We start from the raw sequence: 15,920 nt of genomic DNA, 5'->3' as shown, positions 1-15,920 counted from the left end.
CCCCGTACATGCGCCGGTCCCGGCGCGCCCCGGAAGGAAACACGCCCATGGACGTCACCGCTCACACACTGGTCCGCGTACCGCCGCTCAGCAAGGAACTGACCGGCTCCTGGGTGCGACGACTCGCCCACGGCTACCGTCTGCCCGCCCAGGACCTGCTGCGCAGCGTCATCACCGGCCCGGACGGCGCCCAGATCACCGGGACACCGCGCACCGGTCTCGAACTGTTCCTCAACGCTCCCGCCCGAGCCGCCTTCCTGCGATTCAGCGCCGCCCCGCGACAACTCACGGGCCGACTGCCCGAGTTCACCAGACCTCACGAACGGGTCGCCGAGGACTTGCTGCCCCGGGCCGCCTGGTACATGCCCCGCCAGGCGTGGGTGACGGCGTGCCCCCAGTGCTCCGGCCGTTTCGCCACACCGCTGCGGCCGGTCCTGGTGTATCCGCAGGCGGCCGGGCACATCTGCCCGCGGCATCAGCGTTGGCTGCTCGCAGACGCTGACCGGCCCAAAGCCCTCGGCCTGCACTCCCTGCCCGAAGTCCTGGGCGCGCACCGCCAGCACAGCGCCCTGGTCCGCACCCACCCCCAGGCCACCGCGGTGATGGCCCTGGCTGCCGCCGTGGTGTGGTCGTGGCAGATCCAGGGCTGGGCCCAGGAAGCCGTCTGGCAGCAGCGCACTATGCGCTTGGCCGCGCTCACCCGATGCACCCACCCGGCCGTTGCAGCGCACGCGCTGATCGCCTACCCCGAGACAGTCGCCGTCGCCCGCCTCTTGGCGGACCGGCGCTGGCAGCGTCGGCTGCGAGAAGTGGGCGGCGCCTACGGGTGTGCGGCAGCCACCGGGCTGCTCCTGACGGAGCTCGGGCACCGCACGGACCGCTCCTGGCTCGCGGACTGGCTGACGGCCCGCTCGCGCACCACCCGCACACCGGACCGTGGCACCGGCCCCGACGACCCGCTGCAGCGATGGCTGGCGCGCCTCATACACACCGGAGACACGGAGCCAGGCTGCGAGGGCGGGCTGTGGCAGGTGCCGCGGCCGGCGGTACGCCCCCTGGGGTACAACGACCGCACCAGCTTCCTCATCGAGACCAGTGCCCGCACGGCCGCCGAGGAGGCCCAGGCAGCGTCCCTGACCGGTGGTTGGGAGCCCGCCCCGGCCCGGGCTGGGCCGGAGGCCGGTAGGTGTCCGTGACACTGCCGCAACGCCCGGCGTACGCGCCGAACCGCCCGGTGCCGTAGCCCGGCCCGGCGCGGGCCTGTGGACCGCCTCGGCCCGGTCGTGCCGCCGTGTTCCCCCGCTGACTTTCCGTTGGATCGAAGGAGACTCCCCATGCCCTTGCGCTGTATCCCTACCCGGCCGCCCGGTGCGGTACCGGCCCCGTCCCGTGCCGTCGTCACCGGTCGTGCACAGTGCTGATCTCGCCGGACGAGGCGCGCCGGATCCTGGTGGAGCGGACCGAACAGAGCCTGGTGCAGGCATCTGCCAAAACTGACCTGTCCCGGTACGCGTTCCAAACCAACGGCCATGTGTTGATCGGTGACGTCGCCGTGCGCGGCTACAAACACAAGCAGCGCTGGCGGCTGGACTCTCGGGAGATCGAGCGGGCCGCCGGCCGGCTCGCCGACCTCGACATCGACCCGGGTCACCTGATCACCGCCCGACTCGAGTGGGACACAGCCGCAGCGTGGCAGTCCCAGATCGGCAACTGGATGTCCCAGGCCACCAACGATGAAATGACCGCGCACGGCTGCACGTGCGACGGACCCGACGAGCGCCACGTGCAGGAGAACGCCGAGGGACTGCCGTGCGGGCTGACCTGGAGGCAGTTTCAGGAACGCCAAGGCCAGCGGCCGCTCGCCGGCACCCGGCCCCTGCCACTGCTCACCTGGTCGGGAACGCACTGGATGGTTCCGGCGGCCTACGCGGCCCTGCTGGATCGTTCCGCAGCCCTGGCCGCAACGTTGACCGAGCAGGCCGCACGCTGCACCGGCTGCGGGAGCGGGGTGGACGTCTGGACGCGGCGTACCGCGAGCGCGGCCGGGTTCAGCTCGCTGTGCCCCGCCTGCGCCGCCTCCACGGCCCGTCCCTATCACGGTCATCTGGCCGGGACTGCCTACGCCTCACTGAGCAAGAACTCCCGGGCGGACACTTTCTTGTGCTGCCTGTGTCCAGAGCCGCAACGCGCCCTGTACTGGGACCACTGTCACGAGCACGGGTTCATCCGGGGGCCGGTCTGTCCGCGCTGCAACAACGCCGAGGGCTCGGTCGGCCGCTTCGCCCAGCGGGCGGGCGGGGTGGAGCACCTGCTGCGGTGCACCGGATGCCGTACCCGGCGCTCTCTGCCGCCCGCGCACCGTCCCTACGCCGTGCTGGAGTTCGTCGATTTCGCACCGCACGCACCTTGCGGGACCACACCGCGACAGGTGTGGGGGGAGACGGAGGAAGACGGGACCGTGCGCTTTCCCCTCGTTTGCTACTGCCGCGGCCAGGCGGAGCGGTGGGAGCAGACGCTGCCCGCCGCCCGCGTGAGGGAACTGCTGCGCATCGTCATCGACCGCACCCTGGGGCCCGAGACCGCCTAGGCACAGCACCCCGCCACCGCCTTGGCCTCTGAACTGCTGCATCCGCACCGGCGGCAGAGACACCCCGCCCCCGGTGTTCTCGCCCTACCCGCGGCCGGCACCCTCGCGGCGCCTACGCCACCGCAACGCCCGAGTGCACCGCGACATCCCCTATTAGGAGAAGAGCCGTCATGTCCCCTTTCCGTCCTGCGCTGCTCAATGCGCCCCCGGTGGTGCGCCGATGAGCCTCACCCGCTGCCTCAAGGACCCGCGCTCTCCCCTTTCCCGTTTCCTGGCCGCCGAGTTGCCGGCGGTGGCGACTTTGGCCCGGGTCTACCGCTCCCGACTGCCACTGGACCCGGAGACCGTCACCCCGCACGGCACGGCGCCCTTCAGCTACCGCAGTCTGGGCCAGGCCATCGATCTGCGGCTGCGCATCGCGTTCGGCACACCGGTCGGCGCACCGCTGCAGGCCGGTGTCGACCTGGCCGTCGGGGACACCGCCTACCTCGCCTCGATTCCGATCGCCGACGCCGTGCAGGAGGCGGGCGACAGTCTCCTCGCCGAGCTCCGGACACACCCCGCGGCCACGCCCGGGGCGATGCTGCTAGACCCGGTGGCCGAGGAACGGCTGGCCCGGCTGTGCTTTGTCGCCGCCTGGTTCGAGGAAGTGTTCCGCCAAGGCATGCGGGACGGCAACCCGCTGCTGCAGGCCCCGCCCGGGCAGGGGCTGGAGGGGCTGTTGGCCTTGGTGCCCGACTACGTGCCCGGCGACCTCGGTGGGCAGGCGGCACTCGCCGACCGGCCCGACACTCTGCAATGGATCCTCAATCTCCCCGTATCCGGCCGGGTGTGCGGGCCGGTCTTCGGCGGCAGCGGCCATGTCGGCGGCGCGGACGCCGACTTCATCGCCGCGGGACACCTCATCGACTGCAAATCCACAATCCGCCCGCGGCGCATGGGCCGGCCCGAGCTGTATCAGCTGGCGGGCTATCTGCTCCTCGACTACGACAACGCCTACGGGATCGAGCAGGTCAGTCTCTATCTCGCCCGGCAGGGCCGGCTGATCGGCTGGAGCCCGGAGAAGTTCCTCCAACTGCTGGGCGCCCGACGCTCGCTGTCCGAACTGCGCGAGGTCTGCCAACAGGCACTCGGTGCGCCCGCCGAAACAGCGTCCACGCTCCTGCCCCGCCAGGCCGTCTGCGAGCAGGAGGCACTGTTCGGCGAGGCATGAGGACAGCGCCGGACAGTGGCGTCCGCCCGTTCGGGGTGAGCGGGTGTCGGCCGGTGTTCGGCCGACACCCCTCGGGGGGCGAGTCGCGGTTTGCGATCTGGTAGCACCGCCCGCGAGCGGGCACGATGCCTCTCCGGTGCACCGGCCGCCGCGGCAATCTGGTACTGGCACCACTGACAAGGGGTGGCTGCTTGCCGTTCGGGCCCGTCAGGCGACCTTCTCCTCGCCCGCGGTACCGATCGGCTTTCCCAATCGACGGTGGGCTTGTCCTCGGGCGGCGCTTAGCGGAAGGAGGGGAGCTTATGAGGCTTCGCGGCTTGAGGAAGGAGCGCGAGCTCGGGCTGGTCAGAGGCTGTCGTCAGCTTCGGATCGGGCGTGGGGGATCACCAGACGGTGGCTGTCATGGACGGTACTCACAATGGAGGGAGACGGCGGCAGCTCCTGCGCGGTGGCCAGGACGATCTGGGCCTCATCCGCCGCTGTCGTGGTGATGACCTGCAAAGTCTGGGTGATCAGACGTTCGCCTTCCGCGCCGCCTCCCAGTCCGTCCAGGGGTGCATCGAGCCACTGGGCGGTGGGCAGCAGCACGCCGGGGAGGGTGCGGGATGCTTCGAAGAAGGTCAGGTGGAGGCCAGCATTCGCGATGTTGACCAGGCCGGCCGAGCGGGCCACCTGCTTGATGGTGCGGCCGTTCAGTTTCGGAGCGAAGGTCCGTGGGTCGATGCTGGCATGCCGGATCTTGTCCGGCGCCATTGGAATGACCTTCTCCGCGAAGATCACTGATAGTTCCTTCGCCATCTGTTCCCGAACGTGCTGCGCATCGCCTTCGGCCGCCGTCCACGCCTCGCGGGCGTCTTGCGCGTCGTGCTCAGCCCGTTGGAAAGCACGGTCGAGTTCGGTGATGCGGGTCAGTTCCTTGCGCCGTTCCCGCACGGCGGCGGTCGCGGCCCGGTACCCGGCCGCAGCGGCTTCTGCCCTGGACTTGCCCTGCTCGCGCGGGGTGATTTCCGCCGCTCGGTAGGTGTCGGACCGGGCCGCGGCCTGCTGGGCGTTGTCTCCCGCCGTGCGGCGGGCGTCGACGGTGTGCTGAGCGTTGGTCTGTGCAGCTGTCAGTGCCTGTTCGACGGCCGCCAGGGCCGATCGGGCGGCAGCCTCCTTCTGCATCCTGCGCGTCAGGCGCCCTGCCTGGCCGGGGTCGCTCTGTCGGCACAGCCCACACGTGGGGCCCGGTCCGTTGCGCTGCTGGAGTGGCTGTTCACAATCGGGGCAGTGAGTGCGCGGCTTGGCGTCCTGCTCGGCCTGGGCCAGGACCGCGCGGGCTTGGCCGCGGGCCTGGTAGTGCGGTGCGAGGGCCTGCTGTGCCCGGTCGGCGGCCAGGCCTGCATCGGTCGCCGACTGCAGGGCGCGTGCTGCTTCGCCGACCCGGGCGGCAAGGACGGCCAGGCGGGCCTCGAGTTCACCGTCCAGGCGCGCCGCCTCGGCGTTCGCCGCGTCAAGGGCCTTGGCCAGCCGGGCCTCCTCGGCGTCCAGGTCGACCGAGGTGGGCAGCCCGTCGGCCAGTCGCTGCTCGCGGGCGGTCTTCAATTTGGTGGCGGCCGTTGTGGCACGGCGTTTGGCGGCAGTGGATTGGGCCTTCAGCTTGGCCGCCTGTTCGTCCAGCAGGCCGAAGCACACCTCGATCGTCACGGCGAGGTCCTGCAGGTTCGCTCCGCCGTAGACCATCTGTCCGGCGTAGACCTGCTGCAGGTAGAGCAGGGTCATCACACTGTCGATGGTCACGCTGCCCCGGGCGGTCTCCACCTCGGGAATCCCCATGAGCTCCAGGGTGTAGGAGCCGGCGCTGCGCTCGCCTGCTTCGGGGACGACGGGGAAGGTGTCCACCTCGCCGGTGGCGGGGGCAAGGAAGGTCACTTCCCGGGACTGGAGATCGTGGGTGATGGTCCAGATCCCGGTGTCGAATTCGACGGTGGCGCGCATCGCCTGGGCCTGCCCGGTGACGATGGGGAGCAATTTGACGGAGCGGGCGCCCAGCGTGGCCCAGAATGCGTCGGCCAGGCAACTGCTCCCGGCACCGATGCCGGCCTGGATCTGGCGCAGCATGCCCTCGAGGTGGATGCCCTCCCACGCGCCGTCGATGAGGAATTCCTCTTTGATCCAGCTGAATTTGCCGGGCATGCACCGCTCCGTCACAGGCTGTCGCACGCGGCCGAGATGTGCAGCGTGTCAGGGCCCTAACAGGTCGTGGAACGGTGTGGGTGTCGGTGTCCGGTGCGAAGCGCTCCATCGGGGGAGCCGGTGGTTGTGGGTTGACCTCTGTACGTCGTGCCGTTCCGCGGTCAGGACCACTACGGCCGACGGGCGCGCGGCGGAACCGCCGGATCCGGGGAGGTGCGCATTTGCGCAGAGGCGGCGACCGTGTCCGGGGCGCCGCCACAGCCGTACGCGACGGCGGACTGCCGGCATGCAGGGGCAGGAGGTCGACGTCTCTCGTTCCTTCCCCACGTTCGGGGCGAACATCTCCGCATACAGCGGCGGTTGCTCGGGCGGTAACGGCACGCCCGCCCTCAATCTCTTGCGGTGGCCCGATCGATAATCCGGAGCCGGCCCGCAAGGTACGCATCAGGAGCTCTTTCGCGTGGTGCCAGGACGACGGGGCCGCCATCCGACAGGCGCTGGAAGGCAGCAAGCAGGACATCATCTGAGTCGAACGGACCGGGTCTGCCAGCCTGGACACGGTCCTCCCCACTGCAGCGCGGGCATGCTCTTCCCCGCCGCCAAGGCCCGGGTGCGGGGGCCGTCGACCATGACTTCCCAATAGTGAGTGTCAGCGAACATGTCGTTCAGCTTCTGCCGGCACTCCTCCACGGCCTGCGGCCACCCCTGAGCAGCGCACTGGGCATGCTCGGCCTGCGGCACGCGAAGCCACCACGTGTAGCAGGGATCGTTGTCGCTCCCGTAAGACCCGTCGTCCCTGCACCCTTCGTAGACGCACCCCAGCCGGGCAGCGAACTCCACCATCTCCGCGCGGCTTTCCTCAGCCAACAAAAACCCCATGCCCGCTGACTCATACGGTGCGCTGATCCTCTGTTCAGGATCATCCACGCGGATCCGCCAGACCACCCAGCCGTCCCCGGCCCGCTGCTCCAATGCGACAGCTCCGTTCCGCACGGAAGTCACCTCATCTCGTGTGCCGGCGCCCGCACGACCTGCGGGGCGCCCGGTACAACGACGAGTCGCGGGCCACGATGCGCGGTACGCGGCGCGGGAGCCTCTGTGGGAGCAGGGTGGCGTTCGCGCGCGCATCACGTCCATGCGGGCCAAGGGCTCGTAGCCCGCAGACGTGACCAACTGGACGACATCCCGCTCCATGCCCGACCGCGCCCGCTCCCTGCTCTTTAGAGAAAGCTGATCGCCACGTTCTTCACGGACACGGCTTCCGTCGACGAGGTCGACGCCCGCACCCGGGCCCAGGACTTCCTGGACTTCCGCGCGGACCGGGCCTGGCTGCTGTCCTACCAGGGCACGGACTCCGTCGATCACCGGCTGTTCGGCTTCACGCACCGCACCTTCATGGAGTACTTCGCCGCAGAGGCCCTCGTACGGCGGGCGCGGACACTCGACGAGGTCGTCGAGGAGATGGTTCTCGCCTACGACCGGGACACCAGCTCGGTCCTGGTGGATGTGATCTTCCAGTGCGCCGACGACAAGTACGACGGCGGGGCACGGCCTGGTGGAGGGCGCGCGGGCGTAACGCTCAGGTCCGCCGGCCAGATGACGCCGAGGTGCCGGCGTCTAGGACGGGCGCGTCGTCGGTGCAGTGGGGGTGGGGTAGCGCGCCTGCCAGTAGCCGGCGGCGTCCTGACCTGCCTGCATCGCGGTGAACTCGTCGGTGCGCTGCATGAGCGCGTCAGCGGGCACCGTGCCCTCGATGTAGGACGCGAGACCGAGGTTGAGTGCGCTGCGGCTCAGGAACTCGGCGTAGCTGCGCACGGACTCGACCATCGCGAAGCTGCTGGGATTGCCGTGCACCAGAGCATTGCGGGCCCGCCGGCGTCTGGCTTCCAGCACGGTGCCTTCGGCGGTGTAGTTCGCGATCAGGGCACGGTAGGTGGCGTGGTCGCTCACACTGGCGAGCATGCGTGTGATCCAGGTGCGCTCGGATTCGACGCGAAGGAGCGAGAGCAGTTCGCCCGAGCGGTCGGCGACGAACAGCATCCACGGGCGCGGTGGTTTTCTGGAGAGCCACTCACACCTCAGCTGATGGAGCAGGTTGGCCGGGTCTCCGCCGCCGAGCAGGCACATCCCCACGGCGCGCCGTACATCACTGAGCCACCGGGCATGTGGCCAGCGCCCGCCCAGGAGACCGAACAGGTCGTCGGGGTCGAGTGCTGCGTGTGCCGCGACATGTTGCACCACGCGGTCCGCGAGGGGGATCACACTGCTGATGTCGGCCTGGGAAGGCTCGCGCATCGCCATGTCGCGGCCGAAAGGATAATCCGCGGTGGTCTGTACTTCGAGGGCGGCTGCGAGGAACCGGGGAAGCTCTTCGCGGGCCAGCGCCGAGGCGATCCGCGGCCCGTGCTCCCCGATCGCTCTGCCGGTGATGCCCGCGCCGTAGTGGTCGTCGTGGAAGCCCGTCTCGCGCGGGGAGGCCAGGAAGTTGAAGGAACCGGTCCGGCCGGACCGCAGGAGCCCGTGCTGGGCCAGGTGCGGGCGGATCCCGCCCGAGTTGTGGATCGAGACGTTGAGGATGGTGTCCACCATCCGCACGGCACGGTCCAACGCGCCGGCTGCCGTGGTGATGCCGAGGTCCACGCGCACCAGGAAGTCCACATCGGACTCCTCATCGGCCAGCTTGGCGACCCTGAAGATGAGGTGGTCCTGCACGAGTTCCCAGAGCTCGGCCTTGTGCGCGAAGTCCTGGCCCTCGGGCTCGGCGTTGGGTACTGCCCAGTGGGCGTCCATGAAGGTAACTCGGCCAGCTGACAGGTGGGGAAAGGCCCGGCCCTGATATCCAAGCCATACCACGATCAGTTCGGCGTCAGCCGGCGTGCTGGCGTGGGATCGGGCCTTCGTGATCCGTTCCTCCAGCGGTACGTCCGTCTGCGCGGTGAAGACATGTTCGCGTTTACGGCCGAATGCGACGATCGAGGCGAGGTCGCGGAAGACCCACTCGGCGTTCAGGCCGCGCCTGCGGAGCTGGTCGAAGAGCAGTTCGGCGATCGGGCGGTACTCCCGGCCCTCCAGGGCGCGGTCTTGAGCTGTGGCGACGAGGTCATCCCAGCTGGCACGGACGGCTTCGTCCGCATCAAGCGCTGCGAGGAGCCTTTTCGCGGCCGCAGTCACGCCGGTCCAGATAGGGTCAGTGCGGATGCCCGGCGGCTGCGCCAAAACCGCTTTGGGGCTACTGCTGAGCTGTGCGAAAGCGGATTGGAACGATGCGAGGGCTGCGCCGATGTGTGCTTTCAGCGAGGAGCCGAGCGCGCCGATGGACTCCTCGAAATCGAGCCGCAGCGAGGTGCGGTTGGCGGCCTTCTTCCAGGCATCGACACCACTGGCGAACTCCAGCCACTCCAAGACCTCCTCCACGAGCACACTCAGCGGCAGCACGGTGCTCACGCCGTGGTGACGGTCGAGAGACGAGACGAGCGACTTCTGCCAGTCCGGATCGTCAGCGGACCAATGGTCGCTGACCATGTAATCGATCATCACCATCGGACCGCCTCCCGCACTGTCCCGGCAGCACGCTGGATGGGCTGTTGCGTCACACCCCTGAACCTAAAGACCGCCGCACCCAGGTCGGCGCAGGCGGCAGGTCGCCCGGATTCGGCACACACCCTCGCGTCCCGGCTGTCGCCACGCGCCGCCCCATTGATCACCCGCCCAGCGTATCGACGCCCAGCCCGACCAGCGCCGAAATACGCGCCGCGCTCCCCCAGGCCACCAGACAACGCCGCAGCCTCGACCTAGCCCGCGCCAGCGAACTCGCCGGCGCGGTGCGCTCGGTGCAGGGGTGAGCGCGGGGCCACCCGCCGAAGAGCGACGTGCTCGCGAACCTACGTCCAGGATCAAGACGACCAGGCCGTGGCGCAGTTCTGTGATGCCGCCAGCGGGGTCACAGCACCTCGTCGATGGCCGCAAGAATCAGTTCGGGTACGGCTTTGAGGGCTGCGTCGAGCAGGTACTCGACGGCCACGGCGTCCCTGCTCGTGTTCACGTTGATGTAGGCAGTCCATCGGTCCGGCTGATAGCGGGCAAGCATCGAGAGGGCGAAGAGCACAGCCCACCAGCTGAGCAGCGGGTGGAGTTGACGACCGTCGGACCCCAACTGGGCATGTAGCGTCCGCGCCTGGTCGGTGAGGTGTCGGCCGTTCCACGGCGCAAGGCGCCGGAACTGCTCCCGTGCGGCGCCGTCACGGTTCTCCACCGTCCAGGTGATGCGGCAGCCGATCGTTGCTTCTCGCTCGCTCCAGCTCTCCGGCCCGGCATCTGGAATGGCGCCGGGTCGCCGGAACGCGTAGTCCCCGAGGGCTGGATACTGCGCGAGCCATGCACGCACCTCGGCCTCCCGCTGCCCGGGGTCGGGAATGTTCGCGAGGCTTGCCGGCATGCCCGAAACGATCGCCTGCAGGAAATCGCCCGTCGGCTGGTCATGGGGCATGTCCCAGCTGAGATGGACGAGTGGCCGCGTCGACGACGTGAGAGGCCAGCGCTCTACCTCTTCGATCGTCGACCACAGGTCGGCGAGTCGTGCCGGCTCTGGAAGAGAACGGGAGCCGAGGGCAGCGGCGACCTGCACGAAGGACTCTCTGCCTCTGGCGGAGAGTTTGTCCTTCACCGTCACGAGGCCAAGGTCCGTGCGCGTCATCGAGTTATCGGCAATGACGATGCCGTGGCCGGTGAGTGGGAAGTCATCGTGTGCGACGCCGGCAGCACAGGCATTGACTGCCCGGCCGGCCTGGCTCAAGCCGTAGAACAGCAGCAGCGGACGGGAGGCGGGGCCCGTATCCGCGGCAGCGGTGAACAATTGCTCCGCCTGCTCAAGCGCTGCGCTGAACACTTCTTTACGGGCGCCCTTCGCCGCCCGACCGGGAGGAGCCGCCCGTAGTTCCCGCAGGGCACGCCAGACAGCTTCCGTCGGTGGATAGGTCTGGTCTCGGTAAGTGGGGTATGGCCTTCGTACCATCCGGGCATTGTGCCAGCGGTGATGCCCCGCCAGGAGGGCAGGAAGCCGGGCCGCCTCCACGCCGACAACCGCCGAGACCCTCCTGGTCGGTTCGGCTCTCCGTCCTCGTCACCCGAACGGTCTCCGCTCGGGCGTCGGCGCTGAAGGTGCATGTGACTTGCAGATCCGTGAACTCCGTATCGCCACACCACCTCTTCGGACACGTCGCCCTGACCGCTGTTCACACGACGGGCCACCGAAGAGGTAGTGCAGGAAACACACCGGCCACCAACCGGACGGCGAACAACTACACAACCGCAGTTCATCCTCGACCACGACCACTGGTGGCCCCGCAAAGGTGAGCGGTGAAGGCCGAGAACGTCCGTGGCGCAGAACTGGACAGTGCACCCTGAAATCGAGCTTTGGCGATTGCCAGTCCACCAGATGATTATCGCGTCGCCCCAGGCTGCTGCTGGACTGACTGCATCTGCCTCCATGCCTCTGGCGCAGCGGACATGGCAGCCTGGACTGCTTCCAGGAACGTCTGGGTCTGCCGCTCAACTGGACTGGACCCCAGCTCTCTCAGGCCTTCGCTGCTGTTTCTGCCCAAGAACGCCGAGGCACGTTCCGCCGCCTCCGCGCGTGCCCGCTGACGATGTTCCTCCAGGGCTGCCGCGAATTCAGCAGGCTCCTGCCTGGTGTCGTGGACGAGTACCAGCGCGACGTGTTTGCCCTGGTAGCCCAGCGTCTGAACCCGCCACCCCAGTTGCCGTGCCGCACGGCGCAGCGCGGCACGGATCAGTGGTACTCCGCCTAGGGCCAGGGCATCTGTGGGGTGGAGGTTGGCCTGCAAGGCACCGCCGTAGCCTCCGGCCCCGGCCGGGCTCGTAGCCCGCAGTACGGGGACCAGGGCCTCGGACAGGGCAATGCACCGCGGGTCCGCGGTCAGTGAGGGACGCTTGGCCACCGGAGAGAGCGATAGCGCAGCGGTCTTCGGCTCCGTCGGTGCGGCCTCGGGCTCCGTGGCCGTCGGCATGCCGAGGTGCTGGCGCAGAATGGTCAGAGCCTGCTCCATGCCCGCTTGGTCAAGCCGGGGCGGAAGCAGTCCGGCCTCGCTGCAGGCGATCACGTGAGCCAGGGCTTTTTGGTAGGGCACGGACTGCGCCTGGGCGAAAGCGCGGGCCAGGTGAGTGCGGTGCGTACGGCCAGCAGACATTGTGTTCCCATCGGGCCTGCACAATCGGACACATCCCACCGCAACAATGTCTCCGGCAGACCGCTGGAAGCACGAAGACCAGAGCGGAGCCGATGAAGATCACTGTGGTCCTGGCGGCGGCCGGGTTCACCCGAGGTGGTGGCCCTGCGGGGCGGTGTGCGTCCACAAGTGCAGCCTCCAATATGCCATCCGGAGCCGCCACAGCGCTGGGTTTCTGCCCTCTGCTTGCCAGGAGTGGGACTGAAGAAGACAGCGCAGGTGCCGCCCTTCGGTGTTCCTGCGCAGTCACGCGATGCAGCGGCTGCGAGGACGTCAGCCCCGGCCAGTACGGGTCGACGCCGGGGTGCCGTTCTCTGCAGTGATGCCGGTCGCCGGATTGCTCTCTGATGGGTCGGGTCACTGGAAAGATGCGCTGAGTGTGTGCAGTTCGGCACGGCGAGCTTGAAGGAGTTCCTCGGGTTGACGCAGGGCCGTGTCCAGGAGCCAGACGCCATGGCGGAACGGCTGGAAGCCAATGCTCTGCCACAGGGCAGCGATCTTTTTCTTCGCCTTGCGGCGGTAGGCGTCGGTGACCTGCTCACGGTCGTCGGGATACTCGCCCATGGCGGGGTACACCGCGACCGCGCAGCAGCCTCCGGACAGGCGGCGAATCGCTTCGGCAACTAAGACCTGTCCCGTAAATGATCTCTGCCTGGTGTGGACGTGGGCGGTGACCAGCCCGACCGCTCGTCTATCCGGCGAGGTTGAGGTTGTGCAGGCGGGCGATGCCGAGCATGGCGTGGTGGACGCCGTCGCCCTTGAGGCGGCAGTCGCGGAGGATTTTCCAGGTCTTCATGCGGGCGAAGACGTGCTCTACGCGGGCGCGGACCTGTTTGTGGGACTTGTTGTGGGCGTGTTTCCAGTCGGGCAGTTCCTCGCCGTTGCGGCGCCGGTGTGGCATCACCAGCCCGGTGCCCGGATAGCCGCCGTCGGCGATTGTCATCGTCTTGCCGACGGCGGCCTTCGCGCCGGACTCCTCCCACGCCTTGCAGTCGTTGCGGTTGCCGGGCAGAGGCCGGCCGACCACCACAACGAGCCGAGTGTCGGCGTCGATAACGACCTGGTGGTTCGTGGAGTACCGGTAGTTCTTGGACTGCTCGGCGATGGTGTGGTCGCGGGTGGGCACCAGGGTGCCGTCCACGATGAGCACGGTGTCCTTGCGGAACCGCTTGCGGGGCTGCAGCGCGAGGGACGGGCCGAGGTGGTCGATGATGCGGTCGGCCGCGGACTTCGAGATACCGAAGAGAGGGGCGATCTGGCGCAACGTCAAGTTCGTGCGCCAGTAAGCCGCTACCAGCAGCACCCGGTCCTCCAGCGGAAGAGACCACGGGCGGCCCTTGCGGACCGGATCTGCACCTTCGCGGCGCAGCGCGGTCACCAGCTTGCCGAAGATACGCGGGCTCAGCCCGGTGAACGGGGCTATCCAGGACGGCTCCGACGCCGTGATCACACCAGACACAGCAAGATCATCTCACCTGTGACCAGCAGTTACGGGACAGGTCTTAGGACCGGGCCCAGCCCGAAGCCCCTCCACGCCTTGTCGAGGCTCACCCGGTCAAGAAGCAGCAGGTCACCGACAGGGTGAGTGATCGCTTTCTCGAACGCAGCGCTGTAACCGTCGCGTCCGGATCGGCCGAGGACAGCCGAGGCGATGACTTCGAGATCGCCGGACTCGGCGTCGGCCACTTCCCATCGGTTGTCGCCGGTGTCGTCACGCAGCCTCCACAGGACGAGGCGCCCGACCGTGGTACCCGGGGCGGGAGCAAGGCTGTCCCCGTCGGCCTCGTCGTCCCATTCCTCGTCGCCCTCGAGCCTGTAGGTGACGGCGGCGTACCAGGATTCCAGCGTGTCCTCACTGTCGTAGGGCACCGCGGAATGTCCGTGACCGTAGTGCAGGTGCAGGCGGGCGGGATCGCCCGGAAGCTCAGTGACCGGCCGTTTGGGCCTCGCTACTGTCATGGCACAGAGACTAGAAGCGGTCACTGACACCCCACCGGGAAATGGAACGAACGGAACCTGGGCAACGGCCCCCATGCCCGGCGCGGGCTAGCGGGAGGAAACGGGAGTGATGTACAGGGCATGCATGGGCTTGCGGGCTGTGGCGGGCAGGACCTCGAACCAGGCCTGGCCGTCGTCTAGGTAGCGGTCCAAGCTTCGCCAATAGCGCCACCCCAGGTCCACGAAGACGTCGATGTCCTCGCCTGCTGTACCAGGGACGAGATGCTGGCCGTGCACTTCTACACGGTCCAGGTTCTGGCCAGCCTTTGCCAGATGAGCGAGTGCCGCGCTCGCGGCACGGCGCAGCGGACTGTGCTCTACCCAGCGCTCGTCCAGGAGGGTGCCGTCACGTGGCGCACGGGGCTGGGCGTCGGGGAGGGCGAGGACGGAGACGGCCGCTGTGCCGGCGGTGCACCGGCGGTGGAGGTCGATGCGGACTGGGCGTGGGAGCCGGTCGGCGAGCGCCTCGTACGAGGGCAGGACGTGGTCGCGCGGTGCGCGGCCGGCGGCCGGGTCCAGAGGGATCGCGGCCAGCCGCTGCCGGGCGACGACCGCCGGCTCGCCGCGCTGCCAGAGAAGGAGCAGTGCGATCCCTTCCTCGTTCAGGGCGTTGCGCTCCTGGAACTGAAAGCTGACGCCGCGTCGTCGGCCGCGAAGTGCCTGCCGCATGAGCGCGTAGCCGTCTCGGCCGCTGAAGAGCGCGTTGAGCGTGTGCTGCGTCCAGCGCTCGTCGGTGGTGTGCTGCACCACGACGTCGATGTCATTCACGTTCAGTGCGCCACGGATGTAGGACCCGAAGACATGGATTTCTTCGATTAGGCACACCGGCCAAATGCCCTGCTCCAGGTGGTCGAGCATCTCTTCCAGCACTGTCGTCGCATGTTCACGCTTCATACGTGGCGCCCCTTTACTCTCCGTCAGCACGGCACCGGCGACAGGACTCTAACGCCCGGCAGTGGCAACGCACTTGGTTTCCACGGCAGTGTGCATAGGGGGGTGCCGTGGTGCACGAGGAGTGTCGGACGCGCCGTCCGCTTGCCGGCTTCAGATGCGCTTCCTCACCGTTGCTCTCCTGCGCAGGTGCAGACGCCGATAGGGCCGCGGGGGCAACAGGTTCGAGGTTCCGAAAGATCTCAACTGGTGTTCATGCGGGGCACATCCTCAACCCCGAACGGCTCTTTTTCGACCCACCCCTACTGGCCGCTCCTCAGCCCTGCGCACTCACCGCTCCTAGTGAGTAGTCCCTCGCACACCTCGAAGGCGCAGGTCAGCCCCTCTACCGAACGTAGACATGATCACTTGTACACCAGCCGATTTCCCGTCACCAGGCAAGAATTGCTCACTCCAACTGAGCAATCCGCAGGCCACAGACACCTGGGCACTGCTCACCTTCGAGAGAGCCACGACACCTACGGGCCGTCAAGATGCAGGGTGCTCCGCACCCTTGGTCGCCTTCGGCGCCCTGATGCATCATCACCTTCGGTGACGATGCCGGGCCTCCGGCCCGTAGGTCCGGCCTCCGGCCTGACCTTGGCAGCTGCGAGCAAAAGAGCGGCAGGTACGTCTGTTTGTGCTGGTCAAATGATGTTTCTCGGCATGCTTTCCGTGGTCCTGGTCCTCGTTGCCAGTCCTGCGCCGCTCACATCCCGGGCTCTTCTATTACACTATGCACTCCGAATTGACGACCTGTCAGCCTCTCTCA

General features: G+C 68.3%; 11 protein-coding genes. 3 read left to right on the top strand and 8 right to left on the bottom strand.

The window, feature by feature from the left end:
- Positions 1–47 precede the first annotated feature (47 nt).
- The 3 genes from OG584_RS34945 to OG584_RS34935 all read left to right on the top strand — a co-directional run bounded on the left by OG584_RS34945 (position 48) and on the right by OG584_RS34935 (position 3,800).
- On the top strand, positions 48–1,196 hold the full coding sequence (locus OG584_RS34945; RefSeq protein WP_405773678.1) for a TniQ family protein: 1,149 nt from the start codon (positions 48–50) through the stop codon (positions 1,194–1,196).
- A 218-nt stretch (positions 1,197–1,414) separates the two neighbouring features.
- A complete protein-coding gene (locus OG584_RS34940) occupies positions 1,415–2,587 on the top strand; it encodes an endonuclease domain-containing protein (RefSeq protein ID WP_405773680.1) in 1,173 nt (390 codons plus the stop codon).
- Positions 2,588–2,807: 220 nt separating this feature from the next.
- Positions 2,808–3,800, top strand: a complete 993-nt coding sequence (locus tag OG584_RS34935) for a hypothetical protein (protein ID WP_405773682.1) — start codon at positions 2,808–2,810, stop codon at positions 3,798–3,800.
- A gap of 345 nt (positions 3,801–4,145) precedes the next feature.
- On the opposite strand, the gene OG584_RS34930 is transcribed toward OG584_RS34935, so the two are convergent.
- From OG584_RS34930 to OG584_RS34895, 8 genes are all read right to left on the bottom strand, one after another.
- Positions 4,146–5,975 (bottom strand): hypothetical protein, encoded by a 1,830-nt coding sequence (locus OG584_RS34930; RefSeq protein ID WP_405773684.1) that lies wholly within the window; start codon positions 5,973–5,975, stop codon positions 4,146–4,148.
- A 1,617-nt stretch (positions 5,976–7,592) separates the two neighbouring features.
- The gene (locus OG584_RS34925) at positions 7,593–9,515 is read right to left on the bottom strand and encodes a hypothetical protein (protein ID WP_405773686.1); all 1,923 of its coding nucleotides are present in this window, start codon (positions 9,513–9,515) and stop codon (positions 7,593–7,595) included.
- A gap of 400 nt (positions 9,516–9,915) precedes the next feature.
- A complete protein-coding gene (locus OG584_RS34920; protein WP_405773688.1) occupies positions 9,916–10,986 on the bottom strand; it encodes a YaaC family protein in 1,071 nt (356 codons plus the stop codon).
- A 427-nt stretch (positions 10,987–11,413) separates the two neighbouring features.
- Positions 11,414–12,181 carry a hypothetical protein gene (locus OG584_RS34915; protein WP_405773690.1) on the bottom strand — a complete coding sequence of 256 codons (768 nt, stop codon included), beginning with the start codon at positions 12,179–12,181 and terminating at the stop codon, positions 11,414–11,416.
- Between the two features lie 396 nt (positions 12,182–12,577).
- The gene (locus tag OG584_RS34910) at positions 12,578–12,784 is read right to left on the bottom strand and encodes a hypothetical protein (RefSeq protein ID WP_405773692.1); all 207 of its coding nucleotides are present in this window, start codon (positions 12,782–12,784) and stop codon (positions 12,578–12,580) included.
- A 127-nt stretch (positions 12,785–12,911) separates the two neighbouring features.
- Positions 12,912–13,679, bottom strand: coding sequence for a transposase (locus tag OG584_RS34905; protein ID WP_405773694.1), 768 nt, complete (start codon positions 13,677–13,679; stop codon positions 12,912–12,914).
- Positions 13,680–13,708: 29 nt separating this feature from the next.
- On the bottom strand, positions 13,709–14,179 hold the full coding sequence (locus tag OG584_RS34900; protein ID WP_405773696.1) for a hypothetical protein: 471 nt from the start codon (positions 14,177–14,179) through the stop codon (positions 13,709–13,711).
- Positions 14,180–14,266: 87 nt separating this feature from the next.
- Entirely contained in the window at positions 14,267–15,112 is an 846-nt protein-coding gene (locus OG584_RS34895; RefSeq protein ID WP_405773698.1) for a hypothetical protein, read from the bottom strand.
- Between the last annotated feature and the right edge of the window lie 808 nt (positions 15,113–15,920).

It is taken from the genome of Streptomyces sp. NBC_00859 (assembly GCF_045161865.1).
Lineage (GTDB): Bacteria > Actinomycetota > Actinomycetes > Streptomycetales > Streptomycetaceae > Streptomyces.
This window is presented reverse-complemented; position numbering and strand designations above follow the sequence as displayed.

Excerpts from the sequence above, each read along its gene's own strand:
- OG584_RS34930 (WP_405773684.1), bottom strand. The coding sequence starts at position 5,975 with ATGCCCGGCAAATTCAGCTGGATCAAAGAGGAATTCCTCATCGACGGC.
- OG584_RS34915 (WP_405773690.1), bottom strand. The coding sequence starts at position 12,181 with ATGTCTGCTGGCCGTACGCACCGCACTCACCTGGCCCGCGCTTTCGCC.
- OG584_RS34900 (WP_405773696.1), bottom strand. The coding sequence starts at position 14,179 with ATGACAGTAGCGAGGCCCAAACGGCCGGTCACTGAGCTTCCGGGCGAT.
- OG584_RS34945 (WP_405773678.1), top strand. The coding sequence starts at position 48 with ATGGACGTCACCGCTCACACACTGGTCCGCGTACCGCCGCTCAGCAAG.
- OG584_RS34920 (WP_405773688.1), bottom strand. The coding sequence starts at position 10,986 with ATGGTACGAAGGCCATACCCCACTTACCGAGACCAGACCTATCCACCG.
- OG584_RS34910 (WP_405773692.1), bottom strand. The coding sequence starts at position 12,784 with ATGGGCGAGTATCCCGACGACCGTGAGCAGGTCACCGACGCCTACCGC.
- OG584_RS34895 (WP_405773698.1), bottom strand. The coding sequence starts at position 15,112 with ATGAAGCGTGAACATGCGACGACAGTGCTGGAAGAGATGCTCGACCAC.
- OG584_RS34925 (WP_405773686.1), bottom strand. The coding sequence starts at position 9,515 with ATGGTGATGATCGATTACATGGTCAGCGACCATTGGTCCGCTGACGAT.
- OG584_RS34935 (WP_405773682.1), top strand. The coding sequence starts at position 2,808 with ATGAGCCTCACCCGCTGCCTCAAGGACCCGCGCTCTCCCCTTTCCCGT.